This is a genomic window from Brucella haematophila, from assembly GCF_005938105.1.
In the GTDB taxonomy this organism is placed as follows: domain Bacteria; phylum Pseudomonadota; class Alphaproteobacteria; order Rhizobiales; family Rhizobiaceae; genus Brucella; species Brucella haematophila.
Genome location: NZ_VCPE01000014.1, coordinates 111,786 through 137,867, shown reverse-complemented (window position 1 = coordinate 137,867; position 26,082 = coordinate 111,786). Strand labels below are relative to the sequence as shown.

The following is a 26,082-nucleotide window of genomic DNA, read 5'->3' as shown; positions in this document are numbered from 1 at the left end:
ATATAGCGAAGGGTTGCTTTATGCCGTTCAAACACTTTGCCGTCATTGCGGATATTCATGGCAACAGCGATGCGCTGGCGGCGGTGCTTACCGATATTGACGCACAGCGCATCGAGACCATCATCAATCTCGGCGACCATCTGAGCGGCCCGCTCGCTGCACGCGAAACAGCCGACATGCTGATCGCCCGCGATATGATTTCCCTTCGCGGCAACCATGATCGCTGGCTGGTCGAACAGTCCATTGACGAGATGGGGCGTTCAGACCGTGCGGCGCGGGAGCAGATCGACGAAACGCATCTGGAATGGTTGCGCGCCTTGCCCGCAACGCGAACTCTGGCCGATGGTCGCATTTTCGCCTGCCACGCCACGCCGACGAGTGACACGCGCTACTGGATCGAGACTGTGACCGAAAATGGCGACGTCGTCTTGCAATCACGGGCGGCGATTGAAGCAGAAGCAGAGGACATTTCCGCGTCGCTGCTGCTGTGCGGGCACACGCATATGCCGCGCATTTTGCGCCTGAGCGATGGCAGCCTGCTGGTCAATCCCGGGAGTGTCGGTTGCCCCGGTTATGACGATGATCAACCGCGCCCGCATGTCGTGCAAACCGGCAATCCCAATGCGTCCTATGCCGTGATAGAGGAAGGTCCGTCCGGCTGGCTGGTGACGATGCGCAGCGTTCCTTACGACACATCGCGCATGGTGGCACTTGCCGAGAAGGCAGGGCGTCCGGATTGGGCGCGTGTGGTGCGCAGCGGCTGGTTTAACCCATGAAAAGAGCGGCTTTTCAGCCGCTCGTTAAACCTGCGAACTGCCGATAGTCAACGCTTACGGCGCTTCCTGAATGTCGGTGATGAAGCGGGTATTGTCCACCATATCGTAGATGATGAGGACCTTCATGCCCTTGTTGATGGCGCTGTAATCGAACTCGCCGGGCAATTTGTAGGTCTTGCCATCATCGAGCGAAAGCGTTTCGCTGTCCTTGTTGATGGACGTGATCTTGCCCTCGGCATCATCCGCCATTGCGACTGTTGAAAACAGCGAGGCGAGAATGAGGATCAATCCGACCAGATACTGCATGGTTTTCCGCTCCTTTTGCCCGCTTTCTCGCCCATTTGCATTGCCGTGTCCCGGTGAAGGCATCGCCTGGGCGAATCGACACGACGTCGTCATTTGTTCATTAGCGGCTTGCGCTTTGTTGCCCTCAATGTAGCGTACCGAATGTGTCAAAAAAAATACCGGATCGGGATGAACCGAAGGAAATTTCAGGTCGATGATGGCCATGATTTGACCGATCCGGAAAAGCTCAATAAAACGCCCGATAAAGTAGCTGGTATCCTGCCCGTCAGGGTTTGCCTCCGGGGCATCCCAGGGTCATTTTAGTCAGGCGTCGCGCATGTCTCATAATAGTTTCGGTCATTTGTTCCGCGTAACCACCTGGGGCGAAAGCCACGGTCTCGCGCTGGGTTGCGTCGTGGATGGTTGCCCACCCGGCATCACCTTCACCGAAGCCGAAATTCAGTCCTATCTCGACAAGCGCAAACCGGGTCAATCCAAATACACCACCCAGCGCCGCGAGCCGGATCAGGTGCGCGTGCTGTCGGGCGTTCTTCTGGGCGAAGATGGCGTGACCATGACTTCCACCGGCACGCCGATTTCGATGATGATCGAAAACACGGATCAGCGTTCCAAGGATTATGGCGAGATTGCCCGCCAGTACCGTCCGGGCCATGCCGATTACACCTATGACGTCAAATACGGCATTCGCGATTATCGTGGCGGCGGCCGCTCGTCAGCGCGCGAAACAGCGGCCCGCGTGGCGGCTGGCGCTATTGCGCGCAAGATCGTGCCGGGGCTGGAAGTCAAAGGTGCGCTGGTGGCCATGGGTATTCACGGCATCGACCGTCGCCGCTGGAACTGGTCGGAAGTCGACAACAATCCTTTCTTCTCGCCGGATGCAGGTTCGGTCGAACTGTTTGCGGATTATCTCGATGGCATCCGCAAGAGCGGATCGTCGGTCGGCGCGGTCATCGAGATCGTGGCTGAGGGTGTGCCTGCCGGTATTGGCGCGCCGATCTATGGCAAGCTTGATCAGGATATCGCCAGCCTGCTGATGTCGATCAACGCCGTGAAGGGCGTGGAAATCGGCAATGGCTTTGAAGCTGCGCGCCTGACCGGCGAGGAAAATGCCGACGAAATGCGGATGGGCAATGACGGCACGCCGCTATTCCTGTCCAACCATGCCGGCGGTATTCTGGGCGGCATCGCCACCGGTGCGCCGGTGGTGGCGCGTTTTGCGGTCAAGCCGACCTCTTCTATTTTGACGCCGCGCCGCTCTATCGACAAGGATGGCAAGGAAGTGGACGTGATGACCAAGGGACGCCACGACCCATGCGTTGGCATCCGCGCCGTGCCGATTGGCGAAGCCATGGTCGCTTGCGCCATCGCGGATCATTATCTGCGCCACCGCGGCCAAACGGGACGGATTTAACAGGGGTGTATGTCGATGAGCTATAATCAGAAGCAGGTTGTGGATGCATTGCGCGCATTTGAGCGCGGCGAGATTGTCGTCGTCATGGACGATGACGGCCGCGAGAACGAAGGCGATCTGATCGTTGCTGCCGTGCATTGCACGCCGGAAAAGATGGCCTTCATCGTGCGTCACACATCGGGCATCGTCTGCACGCCCATGCCCCGCGACGAAGCCAGGCGTCTCAATCTCGCGCCGATGGTGGCGGAGAATGAATCCGCCCACACCACCGCTTTTACGGTCACGGTCGATTATCGCCATGGCACGACCACCGGCATTTCTGCGGAAGACCGCACGCTGACGGCGCGCAATCTGGCCAATCCGAATGCTGGTCCGGACGATTTCGTGCGCCCCGGCCATATTTTCCCGCTGATCGCGCGCGAAGGCGGCGTGCTGATGCGTTCGGGCCATACGGAAGCCGCCGTCGATCTCTGCAAGCTTGCCAACTTGCCGCCGATTGGCGTGATCTGCGAACTGGTCAATGATGACGGCTCGGTCATGCGCGGCCCCGATGTGAAGGCCTTTGCCGAAAAGCACACGCTGCACCGCGTGACGGTGGCCGATCTCATCGCCTATCGCCAGCGCAAGGAAACGCTGGTCAAGCGTGTCGGCGATGCGGCAATCAAGACCTGCGCAGGCAATGCCCATGCCTATACTTACGAACTGCCGTGGGAGCCGATGCAGCACGTGGCTGTGGTCTTCGGCGATATTCGCGACGGCGAGGAAGTGCCTGTGCGCCTGCATCGCGAAGACGTGCTGAACGATGTTTTCGGCAAGGGCGGCAGCAATCTGGACGCAATCATGGAGCGCATGGGCAAGGAAGGCCGCGGCGTTCTGGTCTATCTGCGTGAAGGCTCGGTCGGTGTTCGCGCCGATCATCACGACGCACGCGCCCGCGATAATCTGCAGGCCGAGCATGAAAGCCATGCGGAAGCCCGCGCCCGCGAGGAAGAATGGCGTCAGATCGGTCTTGGCGCGCAGATCCTCAAGGATCTGGGCATCACCTCCATCGTGCTGCTGGCATCGCGCGAGCGTCACTATGTCGGTCTCGAAGGTTTCGGCATCGGTATTGCCCGCACCGAAATCATCTGAATCGGGAACAGCTGAAAATGGCATACGGGATATGCACAGGACCGTCATGGTCATGTGCCCCGCTGCTGCTATAATGCGCGCATGACAACACGGCTTTACTGGCATCCGATTTATCTGGAACATCTGACGCCATCCGGGCACCCTGAGCGCCCGGATCGCATTCGCGCGCTGATGAGTGAGCTGGAAGGGCCGGATTTTTACCGGCTTGATCGTGTCGAGGCATCGAAGGCCAGCGAAGATACGATCCTCCTTGCCCATCCAGAAGAACATCTCGATGCTGTGCGCGCCAAGATCCCGGAGCCGGTCGAGGATGAGGAAGCGCCGCAGCCCGTCGTGAAACTCGACGGTGACACCTATGTCAGCCCAAAGAGCATGGAAGCAGTGCTCACCGCCATCGGCGCGACGATGGGCGCGGTGGACGATGTGTTTTCGGGCGCTGCCAGCAATGGTTTTGTCGCTGCGCGCCCGCCGGGTCATCATGCCGAGCGCGAGCGCGCCATGGGCTTCTGCCTGTTCAATTCCATTGCCATTGCGGCGCGTCATGCCCAGCGTCATCACGGTGCCGAACGCGTCGCCATCATCGACTGGGACGTGCATCACGGCAACGGAACACAGGATATTTTTCAGGACGATCCGAGCGTTCTGTTCTGCTCCACGCATCAGTTTCCGCTCTATCCGGGCACGGGCGCGAAGGATGAAACCGGCGTTGGCAACATCGTCAACGCGCCGCTTTCGGCCAATAGCGGCAGCCGCGAATTTCGCGAAGCATTTAATAGTCGTGTATTGCCTGCTTTGGACAACTTCCGGCCAGATTTGATCCTTATTTCGGCTGGCTTCGATGCCCATTTTCGCGATCCGCTGGCCGAGATCAATCTCGACGAAGCGGACTTCGACTGGGCAACCGGCAAACTCATGGAACGGGCGGAACGCTATTGCGATCACCGGCTCGTGAGTGTGCTGGAAGGTGGATATGATCTAGAGGGCTTGTCGCAGTCCGCATCTACGCATATTACGCGGCTGTTGAAAGGATGAATCATGGTAACCGAACCGTCCAACGCCGATATTGCGGTCATGAGCTTCGAGGATGCGCTCAAGCAGCTTGAAAAGATCGTAGACGATCTGGAGCGGGGCGACGTGCCGCTGGAAGAATCCATTCGCATCTATGAGCGCGGCGAAGCGCTGAAGAAGCATTGCGACACGTTGCTGAAATCGGCTGAAGACAAGGTCGAGAAGATTCGCATCGGTCGCGACGGTCAGCCTGTCGGCACCGAACCGCTCGACGCGGAATAATCAGAACCAGGCGCGCAGCTGGGTGACATAGGGCGCAAGCACGCCGCTCAGCAAATAGGGGCCAAGGCCCCAGCAGAGCGTCCATCCGGCAGCACCAATCATATTTGCAGCGAGAAAATGCAGCGGGTTCATCTTCATGGAACCCGCAATAATGCCGTTGAGCTGCCGCAGCAGCACGACGAAGCGCGCCGTTGCAACCACATAAAATCCCTTGCTGTCGAACATTTTTTCGAACTGGTCGAGCCTTTCCGGCGTCAGCTTCACCAGATGGCCATAGCGCAGGATCACCTTGCGTCCGCCGAAGCGCCCAATCAGATAGCCGGTACAATCGCCCAGCACTGCGCCGATAAACACCGCGAGCAGCACGGCTTCAATGTTCAATGTGCCATGCAGTGCCAGAAGCGAGCTTGCAATCAGCGCACTCTCGCCGGGCAGGGGCGCGCCGAACGACTCGAAATAGACGATGACAAAGAGCGCCAATGCGCCATAGGCCGTGATGTAGGGTTCGAGAAAGCTCATAAGCTCAACAATATATGTATCGGGTCGCCCGCTCTAAAACAAAAATGGCTCCGGCGTAAACCGGAGCCGGCAATTTACTAAACAATATAAATTAGCCGATGCTTCGTTTGCCGGTGATGGCGTGATAGGCCCAAAGCACGATGACTGCGCCAACAATGGCGATGATGAGGCTGATCGGATCGAATGCGCCGGTGACGCCTCGACCGAAAAGTGAAGATGAAAGCACGCCGCCGACGATTGCGCCGACAATGCCCAATGCGATGTCAAAGAAGACGCCCTGACCGCTTTTATTGACGATTTTGCTGCCGATAAAGCCAGCAATCAGGCCGAGAATGATCCAGCTTATTATAGACATCTTATATCTCCTGAAGCGCAGATAAACATTTGTTTCGCGCTCACGGAAAATTTTCATATTTAGTGCGCAGAGGCAAGTTAATATGCTTGTCAAAACGAGAAATCGTTTTAACTTTAACTTACCGCGTGCACGTCAGCTGCATGGGATAACAGGGAGTATTGCGCCATGGGTAGTTACGACGATAACTCAAACGGTTCGCCGATCCCCGGCGGCAGTCTTGCCAAGCCAATCATGATTGCACTTGGCGCGTTGCTGGTCGGCAAGATGCTCGGCGGCAGCAAGGAAGAACCCGCACCGACGCAGGCGCAGCCGGTGCCTGACCAGTCGCAGGCTGGTGGCGGTTTGGGTGGTCTTCTCGGCGGCCTGCTTGGCGGCGGTGCTGCTGGCAACGCTTCGCCTTCAGCGGCCAATGAGGCCGGCGGTGGATTGCTTGGCGGCATTCTCGGCGGTCTTGGTGGCCTGCTTGGTGGCGCCGCTGCGGGCAACGCTTCGGCTGCACCTTCCGCACCGGGCCCGCTCAGTGGTGGTCTCGGCGGCCTTCTGGAACAGCTCAATCAGGCAGGTCTGGGTGACAAGGTGGAATCCTGGGTCGGCCAGGGCCAGAACCATTCCATCGAGCCCGGCCAGCTTGGCGATGCCATCGGTCAGAAGACGCTCAGCGAAATTGCACAGCATGCAGGCATCGACCAGCAGGAACTGCTGAACCAGCTTTCGCAAGTCTTGCCGGGTCTGGTGGACAAGCTGACCGCGAACGGTCAGGTGCCGGACACGAACGCGCTTTCCAAGCTGTTGCAGGGTCGCTAAAGCATTTCCAGCAAAAGTGCGTAGCGGTTTTGCGTGGGATAATGCGGCTCTGAGAAAGCGGTTCGCTTTTTGCTAGAAAAGCGTGGAGCTAGCGCCATATTGATGAGTGCGGACCGCACCGGCCTGCCGGTGCGGTTTTGTTTTGTGCTATCCGGCACCTCCCGAAGCACTGCGACGGTTTAATAAGGAGTATGTCTCATGAGCTTTTTCCCCTGTCCCGATCCGGTGCTTGGCGACAAGACGACAGTGGATGCGATTGAGACGCTGGTGATCCCGCGCACGAGCGATATTGGCGGTCTGGAAGTGCGCCGTGCGCTGCCGACTGTTCGCCGCAGACTGGTGGGGCCGTTCATTTTCTTTGACCGCATGGGTCCGGCAGTCTTGCGCGACGGCGATGCGCTGGATGTGCGCCCGCATCCGCATATCGGTCTTTCGACGGTCACCTATCTGTTTGACGGTCACATCCGTCACCGTGACAGCCTTGGCACGGAAATGGTGGTGCGCCCCGGCGATGTGAACCTCATGACGGCTGGGCGCGGCATCGTGCATTCGGAGCGTTCGCCGGAAGAAGAGCGCGATGGGCCGCTGTCGATTTCCGGTGTGCAGACCTGGCTGGCTCTGCCTGATGCGCTGGAAGAAATCGATCCGCATTTCTATCACACCAACGCGCCCGATCTGCCGTTGATGAGTGATCCCGAATTCGACGGGCGCCTGATTATCGGGGCGATGCATGGGTTGAAATCACCGGTCATCAAGCATGCCGATACGCTTTATGCCGATATCCGCATCAAGCCGCATGGCCGTTTTCCGATTCCGCCAACAGCGGAAGAACGCGCGATCTATACTTTGAGCGGCAATGTCGGCATTGGCGGCGAAGTGTTTCCGCTGGACAGGCTTTTGGCCTTCCGCCCCGGTGACGATATTGTCGTGCAGGCGGGGCCTGAAGGCGCGCATATCATGCTTTTCGGCGGCGCGGCGCTCGGGTCGAAACGTTATATCTGGTGGAACTTCGTCTCGTCCTCCAAGGAACGCATCGAGCAGGCCAAGGAAGAATGGCGCACGGGCCGGTTCGATATCGTGCCGGGCGACGAACAGGATTTCATACCTTTGCCTGAATAACGGCATGCGTAGAGACAAATAGCGAAAGCGCGACGCGCTTTTGCTTTGCACAATTTGGCTTCATATCGTGTTAGATTGGCGCAGTTCAGCCGGCTCTGCTTGATCTGGCCACGATGCTGCTATACCGACGACCAATCCAGATAATCCCAAAGACAGGTTGTTTCGATGTCCCGACCCACGACCCCATTGCTCGACAAGGTGCCGACCCCGGATCGCCTGCGCGCTTTGCCGGAGCAGGACCTGCCGCAACTGGCGGAAGAACTGCGCGCCGAGCTGATCGACGCTGTGTCCACCACGGGCGGGCATCTGGGCGCGGGGCTGGGCGTGGTCGAACTGACAGTTGCGCTGCATCATGTCTTCGATACGCCGCATGACCGCATCATCTGGGATGTTGGCCATCAGGCCTATCCACACAAGATTCTGACCGGTCGTCGCGACCGCATTCGCACGCTGCGGCAGGAAGGCGGCCTGTCCGGTTTCACCAAGCGTTCCGAAAGCGAATATGATCCGTTTGGCGCGGCGCATTCATCCACGTCGATTTCCGCCGGTCTTGGTATGGCCGTTGCAAGTGATCTTTCCGGCGAAAAGCGCAATGTCATTGCCGTCATCGGCGATGGCTCCATGTCGGCTGGCATGGCATATGAAGCGATGAACAATGCCGGTGCGCTGGATGCGCGGCTGATTGTGATCCTCAACGATAACGACATGTCGATTGCGCCGCCAACCGGGGCGATGAGCGCCTATCTGGCGCGCCTCGTTTCGGGCCGCACCTATCGCAGCGTTCGCGAAGCCGCCAAGCAGGTGGCGCAGAAGCTGCCGAAATTCCTTCAGGACAAGGCGCGCAAGTCGGAAGAATATGCGCGTGCCTTCTTCACCGGCGGTACGCTGTTCGAGGAGCTGGGCTTCTATTATGTCGGTCCTATCGACGGGCATAATCTCGACCATCTTCTGCCTGTGCTGAAAAATGTGCGCGATACGCAAAAAGGCCCCGTGCTGATCCATGTGGTGACGCAGAAGGGCAAGGGCTATGCGCCTGCGGAAGCTGCCGCCGACAAATATCATGGCGTCAACAAGTTCGATGTGATCACCGGCAAGCAGGCGAAGCCGCCTGCAAATGCGCCGAGCTATACCAAGATTTTCGGCACAAGCCTGATCGAGGAGGCGCGTCACGACGACAAGATCGTGGCGATCACTGCCGCCATGCCGACCGGCACCGGGCTTGATCTTTTCGGCGAAGTGTTCCCGCAGCGCACCTTCGATGTGGGCATTGCCGAACAGCACGCGGTTACTTTTGCCGCGGGTCTCGCCAGCGAGGGTTTCAAGCCGTTCTGCGCCATTTATTCGACCTTCCTGCAACGCGGCTACGATCAGGTCGTGCATGATGTGTCGATCCAGAACCTGCCGGTGCGTTTCCCCATCGACCGCGCCGGTCTGGTGGGTGCCGACGGCGCCACCCATGCAGGCTCCTTCGATACGGGTTTCCTTGCCGCGCTGCCGGGCTTTGTCGTCATGGCCGCGTCCGACGAGGCTGAATTGCGCCATATGGTCCGCACCGCCGCCGAATATGACGAAAGCCCGATTTCCTTCCGCTATCCGCGTGGCGATGGCGTTGGCGTTGAATTGCCGGAACGCGGCTCGGTGCTTGAAATCGGCAAGGGCCGTATCGTGCGCGAGGGCACCAAGGTGGCGCTGCTGTCGTTTGGAACGCGCTTGGCTGAATGTCTTGCCGCTGCCGATGAGCTGGGCGCTGCTGGTCTTTCGACGACGGTTGCCGATGCGCGCTTTGCCAAGCCGCTCGATCACGATCTGATCCGCCGCCTTGCCCGTGAGCATGAAGTGCTGGTGACGGTCGAGGAGGGCGCGGTGGGCGGCTTTGCCTCGCATGTGCTGCAATTCCTCGCCACTGACGGTCTGCTGGATCGCGGCCTGAAGGTTCGTGCGCTGACGCTGCCCGATCTCTATCAGGATCACGGCAAGCCGGATGCAATGTATGCGAGCGCCGGTCTCGACCGGGCCGGTATTGTGCACACGGTCTTTTCCGCGCTTGGTCGGGAAGCCATCGCGACGCCGTTCCGTGCCTGATTTCAGGGCGTGATCTCATGAGCGTACCATCTGCCGATAGTCGTCCGCGTCTTGACCAACTGCTGGTCGAACGCGGATTGTTCGCCACGCGCTCGCGCGCCCGCGATGCGATCCAGCGCGGCACGGTGAAGGTGGATGGCAAAGCCGTTACCAAGCCCGGCCAGACGGTGGCGCAGAATGCTGCAATCGCGGTGGACGATCCGGCCAGCGCCTATGTTTCGCGCGCAGCGCTGAAGCTGATCGCGGCGCTCGATCATTTCGACCTCGATGTGAAAGGGCGCACGGCAATCGATATTGGCGCATCCACCGGCGGCTTTACACAGGTGTTGCTGGAACGCGGCGCAAGCCATGTCATCGCCATCGATGTCGGGCACGACCAGTTGCATGAAAGCCTGCGCGCCGACGCCCGCGTCGCCAACAAGGAAGGTGTCAACGCCCGCGCGCTGGAATTGGCACAGCTCGACGGGCGCGACATTGATTGCGTCGTCTCGGATGTCAGTTTCATCTCGCTGAAGCTCGCTTTGCCCCCGGCATTGGCCTTTGCGCAAAAAGATGCTATCTGCGCGCTTCTCGTGAAGCCGCAATTCGAGGCAGGACGTGAAGCCATCGGCAAGGGCGGCATTTTGCGTGATCCTGCGGACGGCGAACGCATAGCAGAAGAACTCAAACTCTGGCTTGAGACGCAGCCTGGCTGGCGCGCGCTCGGCCTTTGCCCGTCACCCATCGAAGGTGGTGACGGCAATCGTGAATATCTCTTGGCAGGAAAGAAAGACCAATGACGATGCCAGCAATGGGGCAAATAACAATCCGCTCGATTGGTGCGGGCGGCGATGGCGTCGCCAATCTTCCCGATGGTCAGATCTATGTGCCTTTCACGCTGCCGGGCGAAGTGGCCAATGTGGCGCGCGACAAGAACCGCGCGACGCTGATCGCATTGCTGGAAGCATCGCCGGAACGGCAGGACCCGGCCTGCGAGCATTTCGAGGCCTGCGGCGGTTGTGCGCTGCAACACTGGCAGGATGAACCCTACCGTCTGTGGAAGCGCGAACTGGTTGTCTCGGCCCTGAAGGGCAGGGGCATTGATGTTGAAGTTGAACCGCTGGTGGCCTGTGCACCGCATACGCGCCGCCGCGCCGTCTTTGCCGCGCGCAAGACGGAGAAGGGCGTTCTGCTCGGCTTCAATCGCCATCTCAGCCACGAAATCATCGATATTGTCGAATGCCCGGTCACCGTGCCGGAAATCATCGCGCGCCTCGACGACCTGCGCGATGTCGGCGCATTGCTGGCGCCGGGTTCCAAGCCGTTCAAACTGGCGGCGACACTGACGGAATCCGGCCTTGATCTCGCGGCAAGCGGTTGCGGTGTGCTGGATGACGACCAGCGCCGCGCCTTGACCGCGCTGGTCATCAAGAAGGGCTTTGCACGCCTTTCGCATGAAGGCGAAATCATCGTCGAGCCAAAAAAGCCGCTGATCCATTTCGGCAAGGTTCCGGTTCCGGTGCCGCCCGGCTGCTTCCTGCAAGCAACCGCCGAGGCTGAAGAGGCGATGACGGCGCTGGTGCTGAACCATGTCGGCAAGGCAAAGCGCGTCGCCGATCTTTTCTGCGGTGTCGGCACTTTCGCGCTGAGAATGGCAGAGAAAAGCGCGGTCCATGCGGTGGAAAATGATGCGGCGGCTCTGGCGGCGCTCGACCGTGGCGTGCGCCATGTACAGGGGTTGAAGCCGGTGAGCGTTGAACGGCGCGACCTGTTTCGCCGCCCGCTAATGCCGAAGGAATTGCTGCCTTACAACGCCGTTGTCTTCGATCCGCCGCGTGCGGGTGCCGAAGAACAGGCGCAGGAACTGGCGAAGTCCAAGGTGGAAAAGGTGGTTGCCGTGTCGTGCAACCCGGTCACGCTTGCCCGCGATCTCGCCATTCTGGTGAAGGGCGGCTACCGCATCCAGCGTGTCACGCCTATCGACCAGTTTTTGTGGTCTCCGCATGTGGAAGCAGTTGTGACGCTGGTGAAGAAATAGGTGGCAATCCTATCTGCTGGTATTTGATCAGTAACGGATTGACCGCCGATCGATTTCCTCAAGAATGTAATCAGTAATTTTTAGGAGCTGCTTTATGCGACCTCTATTCTGCGATTTTCACAATACACCGAATTTGCATTAGTTCTACAGTCTTCCCGTGGAATGCGAATCTATGCGTATTCCTTTCCTACGACTTTTTGAGAACTGAATATTGCGATGATGAGTGTGTCCTTTTTTCTCTTCTTTGTTGGCCTGGTTGCGACCTGGTTTAGAAGGCGGACCATCGCGCTCGTATTCTGGGGCAGTGGTGTCGTCTGCATTTTGGCTTTGTTCAGCCTGCATGCCACGGATTCAATCAATATTGCATTGTGATACGGAAAAAATGACCAGAAAATATTCGATCTGGCTCAATATTATTGGGTTGTCAGCCGTTTGTTTCACGCTCTTGTTCGCGTTTGCTGATCAGATCGTCCAAGGGAATATTCCATGCCCGCTTTGCATCTTGCAGCGCGCCGGTATCATCGCGGCCGGGTTTGGTCTCGCTCTCAATCTCAGGACCGGCATGCGCCCCAGCCATTACGGATTGATTATCCTGGGCGCTGCAATCAGTGGATCGGTCGCAGCCCGGCATATTCTTTTGCATATCGTTCCCGGTACGGGAGCCTATGGCAACGCTTTCCTCGATCTGCATTTTTATACTTGGGGCTTCATCATATCCGCGCTCATGATCACCGGCGCGGCGATCATGCTGCTGTTTGATCGTCAGTTTGGTGAGGTGCAGCCAGCTCTCACAATGAAAACTGCAGTCTATCTGCCGATCGCATTGTTCATGGTTCTCACGGTCGCGAATGGCGTTTCCACGTTGCTGCAATGTGGTGGTGGTATCTGCCCAGCAGATCCGACAGGGTATCTGCTATTGTCGTGATGCTATCCGCACGAACAAAATGCCGGGCAAAGCGCCCGGCATTTTTATTTCTATCGGCAGGGTCAGTTGGCCAGTCCGTCGAAATTCGTCAGAATGACGCTCCAGCCCTTGATGTGTCCGTCGCGTGCTTCGGGGCTGCGGAATTTGACCTGTTTCAGCGTGATGTCCGTGGTGTTCGGGTCCACTTCCTTCAGGTCGATCGTTACCACGCTGTCATCCAGCGAATGCGGCGAATTCCACGTGAACGCCAAACGCGAATGCGGATCGATTTCCAGATAGGTGCCCGAATGCGGCACGTCGCGATCGACCATATGCATCAAAATGGAAAAGCGGCCGCCTTTCACCGCATCCGTGCTGACATCGGACGGACCGGTGCTGTCGCTTGATGCGCGCATGAATTTCGCCAGCGTCACCGGCGAGAGCCATGCGTTGAAAACCTTCTCCCGTGGAGCGGCGATCCTGCGATTGACTGTCAGTTCAAGCTCACTCATTTTCCTGTTCCTTTGAAACGAGTACATCCTCCAGCGCCGTCAGGCGCAGTTCCCAGACAGACTTCAGTTCCGCGAACCAGTTCTCCACTTCCCGTACCGGTTCCAGTTCGGCGGCAATGAAATGCTCGCGGCCCAAAGTCTTGCGGGTGACCAACCCTGCCTCCTCAAGCACCTTGATGTGCTTGGAGACAGAGTTGAGCGACATGTCGAAATGAGCGGCGAGCGCAGTCACTCTTGAAGCGCCCTCCTGTACGAGGAGCGTCAAGATATGCCGTCGCGTAACGTCTCCGACGGCTTTGAGAATATGTGACAGAGCATCATCGTTCATTATTCACCCGTAAGGTTGAATATACGTCATTCAGGATAATAGTCAACCATATGGTTGAACGTTTTTCAATGTGGCATGGCCAGCCGCTTATCGCAAGGGCAGCGGTGGAGAGACAACGGCGCGCAAACAACAAAAAACCACCTGTACGGCGGTACAGATGGTTCAATGCGTAACGAACAAGAAAGCTGCTCTCGCGAGGGCAGGGCTTACATCTTCTCGATGATTTCCGGATCACCTTCGCGCGGCTTACCATTGGCGGCGAGGATGGCGGGCACAATGTCTTCCGCTTTGTCGATCACCAGCGGCTGCACCTGATGGGCGGTATGAAGAAAACCTTCCGCGCGCATATGGTCGAGCAGCGACAGCATGGGCTGCCAGAAATTGTTGATATTGGCGAAAACCATTGGCTTGCGATGCTTGCCGAGCTGCGCCCAGGTCATCATCTCCACGATTTCCTCGACGGTGCCGATGCCGCCTGGCAGGGTGACGAACGCATCCGACTTCTGGAACATCAGGTGCTTGCGCTCGTGCATATCGCCGACGACGACCAACTCTGTCAGCTGTTCCGCCTTTTCGAGGCTCGCTTCCTTGTCGAGCAGGAAGGTCGGGATGATGCCGGTGACTTCGCCACCAGCTTCCATCACGCCCTGCGACACCGCACCCATGATGCCTCTTGTGCCGCCGCCATAGACAAGGCGCAGGCCATGCTCGGCGATGGAGCGGCCAAGGGCAAGGCCAGCTTCGCGATAGATGGGGTTCTGGCCCATGGAAGAGCCGCAATAAACGCAAATGGATCGAATCTCAGACATAGTGCTTTTTTGGGCTTTTGATGCGTGAGCGTCAAGTCGGGCGTCACGCCGCAGTGCCGTAAAATCCGTTCATGTCCTGTACATTCAGGGCCTGTAATCTAAGTCTTATTTTGCAAATCAAATTGGAGTGAATTTGAAAATGTTGTCTTCAGTAAAACTGTCCGTTGCGCTTTTTGCGCTGTCCCTGACCGCATCGGCGGCGTCGGCCGCTGAAATCACCATCAAATTGCCGGACGATACGGCGGTGACGACCAATTCCGTCCTCTATAAATGCGGCGAAAAGGACGTGTCCGTAACCTATTACAATGCCGGTGACATTTCGCTTGCAGAGCTTGAGCTGGACGATGAAACCGTCATCGCTTCCAATGTGTTGTCCGGTTCCGGCGCGAAATATGCGGGCGGCGTTTATATCTGGTGGACAAAGGGCCAGGAGGCCAGTCTTTACAACCTCATGGACGACCCGGAACAGGAAAAGCCCACAAGCTGTGCAGAACAATAAGCAAGCTAAGAAAAAACCTCGTACCTTTTGCTAATTCAGTGCAGATTTGTTGTGGGGGGAAGCCAAAAGCTATAAACCCATTCTAATGAGCATTTCCAGCAAAAGTGCGAAGCGGTTTTGCGTTGGGTAATGCGACAGAGGAAGAGTTTGCATTTCCAGCAAAAGTGCGAAGCGGTTTTGCGTTCGGAAATGCGCAGAAAAATAGATAGCGCGGTTTCAACGTCTTCGTTTTAACTGGAAACGCGCTAATCTCTGGCGTGGGTCTCGGAACGAAATGCAGAAGAATAGCTTTGGATTGCTCGGCGCTGGCCTGCTGGCCGTGATTGTCGGGCTTGGCCTTTACTGGAATGCAAAGAAGACAGAGCCGGAAACACCCAAGGCTGGTGTTTCCGCGCCCGCCGCTTCCGGCGGCGCACAGCAGGCTGCTCAGCCGCAAGCGCCTCAGACAGAGACACCATCAGCATCGACGCCAGAGGCACCAAAGCCCGCGCAATCTGCCGAGGCTGCGCCAAAGGCTGACAAGCCGACGGCCCCCGCCGATCAGGCCGCCGCTGAGCCGGAACAGCAGCACCAGACGCCGATCTTCGACCTCTTGCGCGTAGAGCCGGATGGTTCCGTGGTGATTGCCGGCAAGGCCATGCCGAATTCGGATGTGGAAGTCGTGGCTGGTGCGAGTGTCGTGGGCAAAGCCAAGGCAGGCGTCAATGGCGATTTCGTCGTGGTGCTGGACCAGCCGCTGAAGCCGGGCGATCATCAGCTCGTGCTGCGCGCCTCGGGGCAGGACAAGGTTGCCACGTCTGCCCAGACGGCCATCGTCTCCGTGCCGGATTCAAAAGGCGGACAGGTTCTGGCGCTGGTTGAAGAACCGGGCGAAGCAAGTCGTCTGATCACCAAGCCCGAAACTGCACCGGCGCAACCGACAGACAATGCGACGGGTGCTGCAACAGCGCCGAGCGACGGCGGGGCCTCGCAGGCCAAGCCTGCCGAAGAACTGCCGATTGCGATCGAGGCTGTGGAAATCGAAGGCGACGCCATCTTCGTGGCGGGCAATGCCAAGGGCGGAAACCGCGTGATCGTCCATGCCAATGATATTTTGATCGGCTCCAGCACTGTTACGCCGGAAGGCCGTTTCCTCGTGCAGAGCAAACAGCCGCTTGCCGTGGCCGATTACATCATTCGCGCCGATCTTCTCGACAATGCAAACCGTGTCATCGCAACGGCGCGCGTGCCGTTCCGTCGCGAGGCTGGCGCCAATATTTCGGCAGTCGCTCCCGCAAGCGGCGGTACGGCAGAGGCAGGCGCAGAGGACAAGGCCGCGCTGCAGAAGGTTGATGGTTCGGTGATCATCCGCCGTGGCGACAATCTGTGGACGATTTCCAAGCGCGCCTATGGCAAGGGCACCCGCTACACGACCATCTATCTTGCCAATCGTGAGCAGATCAAAAACCCTGACCTTATCTGGCCGGGGCAGGTGTTCCACATGCCGAAGGAGCCTCTGGGCGACGAGGAAGTGCAGCGCCAGACACAGTAACCGCAGAACTGATCAGGTTCCGCTCTACCACTACAGTTGCGTTCTTTGTGATGCCGGTCTGCAACGAGCAATTTCCTATGCTCCTGCGCTCGAAAATCACTCGTTTCGCCACGGCCTGACGAATTTGCAATTGTAGTGCTACTCAATAATCACGATAGCTTGTTTTTACTTTCGCGGCGTTTTTTGGAAAAGACGCCGCGAAATCTTGTGCTTTAAGGCATAATCGTATATCGTCGATATACGATGAAGATTTCCCTGAATGATCAGGCCGCAGCCGATCTTGGCTCGATGGCGAAAGGCGACGAGGATGCCGCGCGGATTTATGCCGCGCTGGGTCACCCGGTGCGTATCGCCATTTTACGGCAACTGATCCTTGAGGACGCCTGCTGCTGCAAGGATATTGTCGGCAGGCTTGATCTCGCCCAATCCACCGTTTCCCAGCATTTGAAGGTTCTCGTGACCGCAAGGCTGATCGACTATCGACCCGAACGCCAGTCCTCGCGCTACAGCGTCAACTGGCAGCAAATCAATGCCATTCGCACCCACCTTGCCGCATTCGCCGGTGGTTGTTGCACGTTATGATCTGACCCGAAAGAACGCCTGATGAGCTCCTCTAAAACGGTTTCTGCCGAATCCGGCGAAACATTCAAGACACTGCGCAATCTCTGGCCCTATATGTGGCCCGAGGACAGGCCGGACCTGCGCATGCGTGTGGTATGGGCAACGTTCTATCTGGTCATTTCGAAGATCGTTCTCATTCTCGTGCCCTATTTCTTCAAATGGGCGACGAATGCGCTGAACGGACAGTTGCATGCGCCGGGCTATGTGCCGCTTTTCCTGACCGGTGCGGTCATGCTCGTGGTGGCCTATAACGGATCGAGGATCGTGCAGGCCGGTCTCAACCAGCTGCGCGACGCCTTGTTCGCCAGTGTCGGCCAATATGCGGTGCGCCAGCTTGCCTATCGCACATTCGTGCATATGCACCAGCTTTCGCTGCGCTTTCATCTTGAGCGGCGCACGGGCGGTCTGTCACGCGTGATCGAGCGCGGCACGAAGGGCATCGAAACCATCGTCCGCTTCACCATTCTCAACACGCTGCCGACCATTCTGGAATTTGCAATGACGGCGGTGATTTTCGCGGTCTCCTACGGCATTTCCTATCTGGTGGTCGTGGCGGCGACGGTGTGGTTCTATACGTGGTTCACGATCAAGGCGAGCGACTGGCGCATCAACATCCGCCGCGAGATGAACGATTCCGATACGGACGCCAATACCAAGGCTATCGACTCCCTGCTGAACTTCGAAACGGTGAAGTATTTCGGCAATGAGACGATGGAAGCCAAGCGCTTCGATGCTTCGATGGCGCGTTATGAAAAGGCTGCGACCCAGACCTGGACCTCGCTCGGCTGGCTGAACTTCGGTCAGGCGGTGATCTTCGGCGTGGGCATGGCGATTGTCATGGTCATGTCGGCACTGGAAGTGCGCGCCGGAACGCAATCCATCGGCGACTTCGTGTTCATCAATGCGCTGTTGATGCAGCTTTCCATTCCGCTCAACTTCATCGGTTTCATCTATCGCGAAATCCGTCAGGGGCTGACTGATATCGAACAGATGTTCGACCTGCTCGACGTGAAGCAGGAAGTGAGCGACAAGCCGGGCGCCAAGCCGCTGCAGGTCGACAAGGGCGCAATCCGCTTTGACGACGTGCACTTTGCCTATGATTCCAACCGTCCGATCCTCAAGGGCATCAGCTTCGAGGTTCCGGCAGGCAAGACGGTGGCGATTGTCGGGCCTTCGGGCGCGGGCAAGTCCACGATTTCGCGGCTGCTGTTCCGCTTCTACGATATCCAGTCGGGCTCGGTGACCATTGACGGGCAGGACGTGCGTGACGTGACGCAGGAAAGCCTGCGCAAGGTCATCGGCATGGTTCCGCAGGATACGGTGCTGTTCAACGACACCATCGCCTATAATATTCGCTATGGCCGCACCGATGCGACCGAGGAAGAGGTGGAGAAGGCGGCTGAAATGGCGCAGATTTCCCGTTTCATCCAGCATCTGCCGGATGGCTACAAGGCTATGGTCGGTGAGCGCGGGCTGAAGCTTTCAGGCGGTGAAAAGCAGCGCGTCGCGATCGCACGCACGATCCTGAAAGCACCGCCGATCCTGATCCTCGATGAAGCGACCTCGGCGCTGGACACGGCGACTGAGCAGGAAATCCAGTCGGCGCTGGATATTGTCAGCCGCGGCCGCACGACACTGGTTATAGCGCACCGTCTTTCGACAGTCATCGGTGCGGATGAAATCATCGTGCTCAAGGACGGTTTGATCGCCGAGCGCGGCACGCATCGTCAGCTTCTGAAGCACAAGGGGCTTTATGCCTCGATGTGGGATCGCCAGCGTGAGGCCGACGAAGCCGAAGAGCGCCTGCGTCAGGTTCGCGAGAGCGACGATATGGGCGTGGTTGTGCGCGGAACCCCTGCGGCGGAGTGATCACGGCACCTGACAGTCGTGCATAAATTGCGAAATGCATTTTGAGATTCCGGGAGTCATGCGCTACATACGGCTAAAGCGTTGTGCAGCCAAATGGGAACATTTGGCGTCGCATAAATGCGGCCCGAGCAACGATTTAGAGTGCCGGTCTGGTGAAGCCAGATCGGATGCGCTCTAAATACGAGGAACAAGCGATGAGCCTGACTGACACTATCCGCAACACTTTCGTGCCGATTCACCGGGAAGGCTATCCGTTCATAGCGGGCTTCTTCGTGGTTTCGCTGATCCTTGGCTGGTTGTGGAACCCGCTGTTCTGGATCGGCATGGTGCTCACAGTCTGGTGCATCTATTTCTACCGCGATCCCGAACGCGTGACGCCGATGGACGACGATCTCGTCATCAGCCCGGCTGACGGCAAGGTTTCTTTCGTCGGTCCGGCCATTCCGCCTGCGGAGCTTGATCTGGGCTTTGAGCCGCTGATGCGCGTTTCCGTGTTCATGAATGTCTTTTCCGTGCACATCAACCGCTCGCCGGTTCGTGGTCAGATCGTCAAGGTCCAGCATCGTCCGGGCAAGTTCCTCAATGCGGAACTGGACAAGGCGAGCACCGAAAATGAACGCAACAGTGTTCTGATCGAAAGCCCGCATGGCAAAGTCGGCGTGGTGCAGATCGCCGGTCTGGTAGCGCGCCGCATCGTGTGCTGGTCGAGCCAGGATGACGATCTGTCGGTTGGCGAGCGTTTCGGCCTTATCCGCTTCGGTTCCCGCGTTGACGTTTATCTGCCTGCCGATGCGACGGTTCGCGTTGCCGTGGGTCAGACGGCTGTTGCCGGTGAAACGGTGCTTGCCGATTACGGCAGCAACCGCAGCGAACCCGTTGTCCGGATTGCATAGAACATGGGAACACCCTTTCCGCCTTTTGAGCCCAATGGCCGCGTGGATTCATCCCGCGGCCCAAAGCTGTCGCAGATACCGCTGCGGATCGTTGTTCCGAACCTCATCACGGTTCTGGCCATCTGTGCCGGTCTGACCGGCATTCGTCTTGCCTTCGAAAACCGGTTTGAGCTGGCCGTCGCCATGGTGCTCGTCGCAGCATTCCTCGACGGTATCGACGGTCGTGTCGCGCGCATGATGAAAGGCTCGTCGAAATTCGGCGAGCAGATGGATTCACTTGCCGACATCGTCAATTTCGGCGTTGCACCCGCATTGGTGCTTTATGCATTCATGCTGGATCAGGCGCGTTCCTTCGGCTGGATTGCCGGTCTTCTCTATGCGATTGCCTGTTGCCTTCGTCTGGCGCGTTTCAATGTGATGCTGGAAGACCCGAACCGGCCTGCCTGGCAGAGCAACTATTTCATCGGCGTGCCTGCGCCCGCTGGCGCCATGCTGGTGCTGTTGCCGGTTTATCTCGGTTTCCTCGGCCTGACGCCTTCGCGCGGGCTGGCCTTCGGCGTTGCCATTTATACCGTGGCCATCGCGTTCCTGCTGGTCAGCCGCCTGCCGGTCTATAACGGCAAATCGGCGGGCAGTCTTGTGCGCCGCGATATCGTCATGCCGCTGATCCTTTGCGTGGTCGTCTATGTGGCGTTCCTGATGAGCTTCACATGGCAGACGCTGAGCCTGACGGCTCTGGCCTATCTGGCTTTCCTGCCGTTCAGTCTTGCCGCATGGAACCGCCGCGAGGCTGCGGATCGTAAAGCCGCGGAAGAACCGACGACCGATAGCGAAGAAGAAAAGCCGTCTGCGTCAGAAGACAACTGACGGCATTTTTGTCAGAATGAACTCAACGCGCTCCTCGACCGAAACTTTCGGCAGGAGCGCGATTTCATATCCGAACCGGCGATAGGTTGTTTCCATCGCTGTGAATGTTCGCACGGCCTCTTCGAAATCCTGCTTGCGCTCGGCATCCTGCCCGAAAATCTCCGGCCATGGCGGGGCGAGAAACACCGTTTTGTTATAACGAATCTGCTGCGCAGCCGCTTCCATATGCGAAGGCACGGGCAAGCCGCAGAGCGAAAGATAGCCGATCACATCCGGCACACCGCGATCAAAGAAGACCGGCCCAGAGTGGCGCTGTGCCGAGCGATGTGACCGCATTTCCCACGACAACATCAGTTCGGCAAACAGCGCGCGGTCGTCCCAGGGTAAGGCCGTGCCGCCTATGGCAACCTGATCCTGAATGATGGCGCGCCCGGCTTCCATGGTACGCGCAAAACCTCGTTGTTCGAGCGCATCGATCAGCGTGCTTTTGCCCGATCCGGGGCCACCGCTGATGACGATGAAGCGCGTGGTGGCGTCAGTCATTTGGTAATCCTCAAGTAAAAAAGCTATTCACCAACTGAAAATTGGTTCATCAATTCGGGATGGGGGCAAAAGCAGCAAGCGCCAAGCCAGCGGGCGCGTCGGGGAGGATGAGCCACCCCGACCCAGGCAAGGGCTTTGCTCTCCTTTTGGAGGTGAACTATGTGGCTAATACCCATCAGGTTCACGCTTAGGATAAAGAAAACCCGCACAGGCTGGCAAGCATATGTGCGGGTAAATATCTTCTAAGTACACGGCGGCTGGAGTTACAGCTTCAGCCGCCAATCCAAACATAACTATTCTGGATCAGATTTTCAATCCGGCATATGATAGTCGAGGAAACGGTCCTGACGCACGTCAAACAGCTTGCCCGTGACGTCGAGCGCCGGATCGGCAAGCTTGACGATCTTTTCGGCCACTTCCTGCGGTGTCGGCAGGGTGTCCGGGTCTTCGCCGGGCATGGCCTGCGCGCGCATGGCGGTGCGGGTTGCGCCGGGATTGACCGAGTTGATATTCAGGGCCATCTGCTTGGTTTCTTCAGCCCAGCTGCGGGCCATGACCTCGACTGCCGCCTTGGAGGCGGCGTAAGGCCCCCAGAAGGCGCGGCAGCTATGCGCAACGCCGGACGAGAGCAGAATGGCGCGTCCGGCATCGGAAAGGCGCAGCAGCGGGTCTGTCGAGCGGATCAGACGCCAAACGCTTGTCACGTTGACATTCATGACCTTTTCGAAGGTCTTTGCTTCTACATGGCCGATCGGCGAGATGGTGCCCAGCACGCCCGCATTGGCGACCATGATATCAAGCTTACCCCAGCGCTCGTGGATCGAGCCGCCAAGGCGGTCGATGGCTTCCATATCGGTGATGTCGAGCGGCACCAATGTCGCGTTGCCGCCGAGCTTGCGAATATCGTCGTCCAGCTCTTCAAGACCGCCGACAGTACGCGCCACAGCGATCACATGCGCGCCGCGTTTTGCCAGTTCCAGTGAAAGAAAATACCCGATGCCGCGCGATGCGCCCGTTACCAAGGCCAGCCGGCCCGTAAGGTCGATTGTCATTCCGTCCCCAATGACTTTTTATGTGAAGGATTGGAGCGGCCCGCAGGCCGCCCAGTTCGCGAATGTGCGTTAGCCGTTGCTGGCCAGCAGCGACAGCGTGTGGATGTTGCTTTCGCCTTCCTGATCGAGAAGGCGGGTCGGGTAATCACCCGTGAAATAGTGATCCGTGAAGGCAGGCGCGTTCGGATCACGCGGCTTGCCGCCGACAGCCTTGTAGAGACCGTCGATAGACAGGAAGGCCAGCGAATCCGCGCCGATGTAACGGCACATGGATTCCAGATCTTCATGCTGGTTGGCGAGAAGCTTGTCGGCGTGCGGCGTGTCGATGCCGTAGAAATCCGGATGATAGATCATCGGGCTTGCCACCCGTATATGCACTTCCTTCGCGCCCGCATCGCGCATCATCTGCACGATCTTGACCGAGGTGGTGCCGCGCACGATGGAATCATCCACCAGCACAACACGTTTGCCTTCGATCATGGCACGATTGGCCGAATGCTTCAGCTTCACGCCCAAGGCGCGAATCTGCTGGGTCGGCTCGATGAAGGTGCGCCCGACATAATGGTTGCGGATGATGCCATATTCGAAAGGAATGCCGCTTGCCTGCGCAAAGCCGAGCGCCGCAGGCGTGCCGCCATCGGGCACCGGCACAATGACATCGGCTTCGACACCGGCCTCACCAGCCAGTTCGATACCCATATTCTTGCGCGCGACATAGACGCTGCGTCCGCCGACGACAGAATCCGGGCGGGCGAAATAGACATATTCGAACAGGCACAGACGTTCCGGCTGCGGGTTTTCCGCCTTGATGGACTGGGTGGTGATCGAGCCGTCCTGCTGGATTTCGCAGACGATCACTTCGCCATTTTCAACGTCGCGAATGTATTTCGCGCCGATGATGTCGAGGGCGCAGGTTTCCGAGCAGAAGATCGGCTTGCCATCCAGTTCGCCCATGACGAGCGGACGAATGCCGATGCTATCGCGCGCGGCGATCAGCTTGGTGCGGGTCAGTGCCAGCATGGCGTAGCCGCCTTCGACCTGACGGATCGCATCCACGAAACGGTCGGAAGACGAGGCAAAACGCGAACGGGCGATCATATGCAAAACGACTTCCGTGTCGGAAGTCGCCTGGAAGATCGCGCCTGAGGCGATGAGCTGTTTGCGCAGCGAGATGCCGTTGGTGAAATTGCCGTTATGGGCAATCGCAATGCCGCCGACTTCCAGTTCTGCGAAAAGCGGCTGCACATTGCGCAGGATCGTTTCGCCGGTCGTGGAATAGCGCACATGGCCGATGGCGCGGTCGCCGGGCAGGCGGTTCAGCGTGGCGGCGTCGGTGAAATGGTCCCCGACGAGGCCCATATGGCGTTCGGAATGGAAGCGGCGATTGTGGTACGAGACGATACCGGCGGCTTCCTGCCCGCGATGCTGAAGGGCGTGCAGACCCAGCGCTGTCAGCGCTGCGGCGTCCTCATGACCCAAAATGCCGAATACACCACACTCTTCATGCAGGGTGTCGTCATCCAGCATAAAGGAAGTCTCATCATGCGATTGTTGGAACATTGTCCGCAAGACCTTTCGATTGCGGGTTGTTAAAAACAACATTTACATGAAAGGACGCTGTTTTGAAAGCGATCCCTTGAACCCGCGTCAGTTAAGCCGATCATATAGGCCTTTATTGGGGCCAAAAACAGATGAAACCGGCACGAGCCGGTTTCAATTTTTTAAATCAGGTGCTGATTATTGCTGCGCTGGCGCGTCATCCGGAACAGGCGCTTCTTCCTGTTCGCCAGTGGCTGGTGCATTGCGCTGCGGCTTGAACTTGTCGACCATCGATTCCGGGTCGGCAGGCAGAAGATTGCGCAGCTGTTCGCCGAAGGAATCGAGCATCGGCTTCGATTTCGCATTGGTGATCCAGGCAGGCTGGTTATCCGGCACCGCCCAGTTGAAGAACAGCATGGCGACGACCATCAGCAGAACACCGCGTGCCGCGCCGAACAGGAAGCCCAGCGTGCGATCGAGCGCGCCGATGCGGCTGTCGATGATGAAATCCGCGATCTTCATGGTGATCAGCGAAACGATGATCAGCACCACGAGGAAAACCGCAGCCATGGCGGCGATCATCGCAAGGGTTTCGTTGTTGATATAGGGCTTTATGTAGGGCAGCACCGGCTTATAGAATAGGAAAGCGGCAGCTGCTGCCGCAGCCCAGGATACGAGCGACAGTACTTCGCGGGAAAAACCGCGCACCATCGCCAGAACCGCTGATACCAGCGTTATCCCGAGTAGAATTCCATCAAGCATGGTTATGGGCATTCTGGCCTGTCCTTAGTTTTTCGCGCAAGCGTTCCGGTGCGCAGGGCAGTCAAAGACGCGGAAGCTTACCACTGGAAGGTTGACAGAATCTTCCAGCTTCACATTCCCGATTTCTACTTCTTTCCGGCACCCGCCGCGGCAATGCGTGCAACGAGGTCGGGCAGGGCGGCTGTTTCCATAAGACGGAAGCTGCGATCTTTCCAGAGTTCGCCGCTACCGCTTGGCACTTCCGCCTGCCGGAAGCCGAGTTTCTCTGCTTCCTTCAATCTCTGTACTGCATGCGTCACCGCACGAACAGCACCGGAAAGGCTGATTTCGCCGAAATAAACACAATCTGGCGGAAGGGCAATACCGGCCATCGAGGAAACAAGCGCCGATGCAACGGCAATATCGGCCGCCGGTTCGCTGATCCGATAGCCGCCCGCAACATTCAGATAGACGTCATGCTGGCCGAAACGCACCCCGCAATGCGATTCCAGCACGGCGAGGATCATGGCGAGACGCCCGCCATCCCAGCCCACGACGGCACGGCGCGGCGTGCCGAGAGAGGAGGGGGCAACAAGGGCCTGAATTTCCACCAGAACCGGGCGCGTGCCTTCCATACCGGCGAAAACCGCAGCTCCGGGCGCTTTTTCGTTGCGTTCGCCGAGAAAAAGCTCGGACGGATTGGACACTTCGCGCAAGCCGCCATCGGACATTTCGAAAACGCCGATTTCATCGGTGGGGCCGAAGCGGTTCTTCACCGTGCGCAGGATGCGGTAATGATGCCCGCCTTCGCCTTCGAAATAGAGAACGCCATCGACCATATGCTCGACCACGCGCGGGCCGGCAATCTGGCCGTCCTTGGTGACATGGCCGACCAGCACCACCGCAGCGCCTGTCTGCTTGGCATAACGGATCATCGCCTGCGCCGAGGAACGCACCTGCGTAACCGTGCCGGGGGCCGAATCCGCCATATCGGTCCACAAGGTCTGGATCGAATCGATAATCACCAGATCAGGGCGTTTGCCATCGGAGATGGTGGCGATGATGTCTTCGACATTGGTTTCGGCGGCAAGTTCCACCGGCGACGTGGCGACGCCGAGACGCTGCGCACGCAGGCGGATCTGCGCGACGGCTTCTTCGCCCGAAACATAGACGATGCGGTGGCCGCGATTGGCAAGGGCTGCTGCGGCCTGCGTCAGAAGCGTGGATTTGCCGATGCCGGGATCGCCGCCGATCAGCAGTGCAGACCCACGCACGAAACCGCCGCCGGTTACCCGGTCGAGTTCGCTGATGCCGGAAATGATGCGCGGGGCATCTTCTATATCGCCGGAAAGCGAGGTCAGCGCCACGGCGCGACCCTTGCGCTTCGACAACATGGCGCCTGGACCGGAACCGATGCCGCTATTGGTGCCTTCCTCGACGAGCGTGTTCCACTCGCCACAGGAATCGCACTTGCCCGCCCAGCGCGTATGCACTGTGCCGCAATTCTGGCAGATGAACTGAATGCGCGCCTTGGCCATCAGAGACGCGCCTTTTTCGAAGAAAT

General features: G+C 58.3%; 29 protein-coding genes. 18 read left to right on the top strand and 11 right to left on the bottom strand.

Annotation, left to right across the window (positions count from 1 at the left end; genetic code table 11):
- Positions 1–20: 20 nt before the first annotated feature.
- Complete coding sequence (locus FGI60_RS19615) at positions 21–776, top strand: metallophosphoesterase family protein (RefSeq protein ID WP_138786603.1); 756 nt, start codon at positions 21–23, stop codon at positions 774–776.
- A 54-nt stretch (positions 777–830) separates the two neighbouring features.
- On the opposite strand, the gene FGI60_RS19610 is transcribed toward FGI60_RS19615, so the two are convergent.
- Positions 831–1,082 carry a DUF1344 domain-containing protein gene (locus FGI60_RS19610; protein ID WP_078338126.1) on the bottom strand — a complete coding sequence of 84 codons (252 nt, stop codon included), beginning with the start codon at positions 1,080–1,082 and terminating at the stop codon, positions 831–833.
- Positions 1,083–1,398: 316 nt separating this feature from the next.
- Here FGI60_RS19610 and aroC point away from each other — a divergent pair, with 316 nt between their 5' ends.
- The 4 genes from aroC to FGI60_RS19590 all read left to right on the top strand — a co-directional run bounded on the left by aroC (position 1,399) and on the right by FGI60_RS19590 (position 4,914).
- Entirely contained in the window at positions 1,399–2,493 is a 1,095-nt protein-coding gene (gene aroC, locus FGI60_RS19605; protein ID WP_138786602.1) for a chorismate synthase, read from the top strand.
- 15 nt (positions 2,494–2,508) lie between these two features.
- On the top strand, positions 2,509–3,624 hold the full coding sequence (gene ribB, locus FGI60_RS19600; protein WP_138786601.1) for a 3,4-dihydroxy-2-butanone-4-phosphate synthase: 1,116 nt from the start codon (positions 2,509–2,511) through the stop codon (positions 3,622–3,624).
- Between the two features lie 81 nt (positions 3,625–3,705).
- The gene (locus FGI60_RS19595; protein WP_138786600.1) at positions 3,706–4,656 is read left to right on the top strand and encodes a histone deacetylase family protein; all 951 of its coding nucleotides are present in this window, start codon (positions 3,706–3,708) and stop codon (positions 4,654–4,656) included.
- Between the two features lie 3 nt (positions 4,657–4,659).
- The gene (locus tag FGI60_RS19590) at positions 4,660–4,914 is read left to right on the top strand and encodes an exodeoxyribonuclease VII small subunit (RefSeq protein WP_078338030.1); all 255 of its coding nucleotides are present in this window, start codon (positions 4,660–4,662) and stop codon (positions 4,912–4,914) included.
- Here FGI60_RS19590 and FGI60_RS19585 read toward each other — a convergent pair whose 3' ends face one another.
- Positions 4,915–5,433 (bottom strand): DedA family protein, encoded by a 519-nt coding sequence (locus tag FGI60_RS19585; protein WP_138786599.1) that lies wholly within the window; start codon positions 5,431–5,433, stop codon positions 4,915–4,917.
- A 91-nt stretch (positions 5,434–5,524) separates the two neighbouring features.
- Positions 5,525–5,788 (bottom strand): GlsB/YeaQ/YmgE family stress response membrane protein, encoded by a 264-nt coding sequence (locus FGI60_RS19580; RefSeq protein ID WP_078338128.1) that lies wholly within the window; start codon positions 5,786–5,788, stop codon positions 5,525–5,527.
- Between the two features lie 165 nt (positions 5,789–5,953).
- Here FGI60_RS19580 and FGI60_RS19575 point away from each other — a divergent pair, with 165 nt between their 5' ends.
- The 7 genes from FGI60_RS19575 to FGI60_RS19550 all read left to right on the top strand — a co-directional run bounded on the left by FGI60_RS19575 (position 5,954) and on the right by FGI60_RS19550 (position 12,735).
- Positions 5,954–6,592 carry a YidB family protein gene (locus FGI60_RS19575; protein ID WP_078338032.1) on the top strand — a complete coding sequence of 213 codons (639 nt, stop codon included), beginning with the start codon at positions 5,954–5,956 and terminating at the stop codon, positions 6,590–6,592.
- Between the two features lie 198 nt (positions 6,593–6,790).
- A complete protein-coding gene (locus tag FGI60_RS19570; protein ID WP_138786598.1) occupies positions 6,791–7,711 on the top strand; it encodes a pirin family protein in 921 nt (306 codons plus the stop codon).
- Between the two features lie 165 nt (positions 7,712–7,876).
- Positions 7,877–9,793, top strand: coding sequence for a 1-deoxy-D-xylulose-5-phosphate synthase (dxs, locus tag FGI60_RS19565; protein WP_138786597.1), 1,917 nt, complete (start codon positions 7,877–7,879; stop codon positions 9,791–9,793).
- Positions 9,794–9,810: 17 nt separating this feature from the next.
- Positions 9,811–10,572, top strand: coding sequence for a TlyA family RNA methyltransferase (locus FGI60_RS19560; protein WP_138786596.1), 762 nt, complete (start codon positions 9,811–9,813; stop codon positions 10,570–10,572).
- Entirely contained in the window at positions 10,569–11,810 is a 1,242-nt protein-coding gene (locus FGI60_RS19555; protein ID WP_138786595.1) for a class I SAM-dependent RNA methyltransferase, read from the top strand. The genes FGI60_RS19560 and FGI60_RS19555 overlap by 4 nt, the downstream gene beginning before the upstream one ends.
- Positions 11,811–12,026: 216 nt before the next feature.
- Positions 12,027–12,182 (top strand): DUF5993 family protein, encoded by a 156-nt coding sequence (locus FGI60_RS26825; protein WP_374843644.1) that lies wholly within the window; start codon positions 12,027–12,029, stop codon positions 12,180–12,182.
- Positions 12,118–12,735 (top strand): disulfide bond formation protein B, encoded by a 618-nt coding sequence (locus tag FGI60_RS19550; protein WP_235889864.1) that lies wholly within the window; start codon positions 12,118–12,120, stop codon positions 12,733–12,735. Before FGI60_RS26825 ends, FGI60_RS19550 begins: the two co-directional genes overlap by 65 nt.
- A gap of 62 nt (positions 12,736–12,797) precedes the next feature.
- Here the strand turns inward: FGI60_RS19550 and FGI60_RS19545 are convergent, their stop codons facing one another.
- The 3 genes from FGI60_RS19545 to FGI60_RS19535 form a co-directional block, all read right to left on the bottom strand.
- Positions 12,798–13,226 carry an SRPBCC family protein gene (locus tag FGI60_RS19545; RefSeq protein WP_078338038.1) on the bottom strand — a complete coding sequence of 143 codons (429 nt, stop codon included), beginning with the start codon at positions 13,224–13,226 and terminating at the stop codon, positions 12,798–12,800.
- Positions 13,219–13,554 carry an ArsR/SmtB family transcription factor gene (locus tag FGI60_RS19540; RefSeq protein WP_138786594.1) on the bottom strand — a complete coding sequence of 112 codons (336 nt, stop codon included), beginning with the start codon at positions 13,552–13,554 and terminating at the stop codon, positions 13,219–13,221. The genes FGI60_RS19545 and FGI60_RS19540 overlap by 8 nt, the downstream gene beginning before the upstream one ends.
- Positions 13,555–13,760: 206 nt before the next feature.
- Positions 13,761–14,363, bottom strand: a complete 603-nt coding sequence (locus FGI60_RS19535) for an LOG family protein (protein WP_138786593.1) — start codon at positions 14,361–14,363, stop codon at positions 13,761–13,763.
- A 139-nt stretch (positions 14,364–14,502) separates the two neighbouring features.
- Here FGI60_RS19535 and FGI60_RS19530 point away from each other — a divergent pair, with 139 nt between their 5' ends.
- From FGI60_RS19530 to pssA, 6 genes are all read left to right on the top strand, one after another.
- Positions 14,503–14,862 (top strand): MliC family protein, encoded by a 360-nt coding sequence (locus FGI60_RS19530; protein WP_374843641.1) that lies wholly within the window; start codon positions 14,503–14,505, stop codon positions 14,860–14,862.
- Positions 14,863–15,136: 274 nt separating this feature from the next.
- The gene (locus tag FGI60_RS19525; protein ID WP_138786591.1) at positions 15,137–16,393 is read left to right on the top strand and encodes a LysM peptidoglycan-binding domain-containing protein; all 1,257 of its coding nucleotides are present in this window, start codon (positions 15,137–15,139) and stop codon (positions 16,391–16,393) included.
- 243 nt (positions 16,394–16,636) lie between these two features.
- Positions 16,637–16,975 carry an ArsR/SmtB family transcription factor gene (locus FGI60_RS19520; RefSeq protein ID WP_138786590.1) on the top strand — a complete coding sequence of 113 codons (339 nt, stop codon included), beginning with the start codon at positions 16,637–16,639 and terminating at the stop codon, positions 16,973–16,975.
- Positions 16,976–16,996: 21 nt separating this feature from the next.
- Complete coding sequence (locus FGI60_RS19515; RefSeq protein WP_078338044.1) at positions 16,997–18,883, top strand: ABCB family ABC transporter ATP-binding protein/permease; 1,887 nt, start codon at positions 16,997–16,999, stop codon at positions 18,881–18,883.
- A gap of 167 nt (positions 18,884–19,050) precedes the next feature.
- Positions 19,051–19,776 (top strand): phosphatidylserine decarboxylase, encoded by a 726-nt coding sequence (locus tag FGI60_RS19510; RefSeq protein ID WP_138786589.1) that lies wholly within the window; start codon positions 19,051–19,053, stop codon positions 19,774–19,776.
- A 3-nt stretch (positions 19,777–19,779) separates the two neighbouring features.
- A complete protein-coding gene (pssA, locus tag FGI60_RS19505; RefSeq protein ID WP_138786588.1) occupies positions 19,780–20,643 on the top strand; it encodes a CDP-diacylglycerol--serine O-phosphatidyltransferase in 864 nt (287 codons plus the stop codon).
- On the opposite strand, the gene FGI60_RS19500 is transcribed toward pssA, so the two are convergent.
- The 5 genes from FGI60_RS19500 to radA form a co-directional block, all read right to left on the bottom strand.
- Positions 20,629–21,186 (bottom strand): AAA family ATPase, encoded by a 558-nt coding sequence (locus FGI60_RS19500; protein WP_138786587.1) that lies wholly within the window; start codon positions 21,184–21,186, stop codon positions 20,629–20,631. The genes pssA and FGI60_RS19500 overlap by 15 nt on opposite strands.
- A gap of 311 nt (positions 21,187–21,497) precedes the next feature.
- A complete protein-coding gene (locus FGI60_RS19495; RefSeq protein ID WP_138786586.1) occupies positions 21,498–22,238 on the bottom strand; it encodes an SDR family NAD(P)-dependent oxidoreductase in 741 nt (246 codons plus the stop codon).
- A 69-nt stretch (positions 22,239–22,307) separates the two neighbouring features.
- Entirely contained in the window at positions 22,308–23,798 is a 1,491-nt protein-coding gene (gene purF, locus FGI60_RS19490) for an amidophosphoribosyltransferase (RefSeq protein WP_138786585.1), read from the bottom strand.
- A 177-nt stretch (positions 23,799–23,975) separates the two neighbouring features.
- Positions 23,976–24,551: a CvpA family protein gene (locus tag FGI60_RS19485; RefSeq protein ID WP_138786584.1), complete on the bottom strand. Its 576-nt coding sequence runs from the start codon at positions 24,549–24,551 to the stop codon at positions 23,976–23,978.
- Positions 24,552–24,664: 113 nt separating this feature from the next.
- Entirely contained in the window at positions 24,665–26,056 is a 1,392-nt protein-coding gene (radA, locus tag FGI60_RS19480) for a DNA repair protein RadA (protein ID WP_138786583.1), read from the bottom strand.
- Positions 26,057–26,082 lie beyond the last annotated feature (26 nt).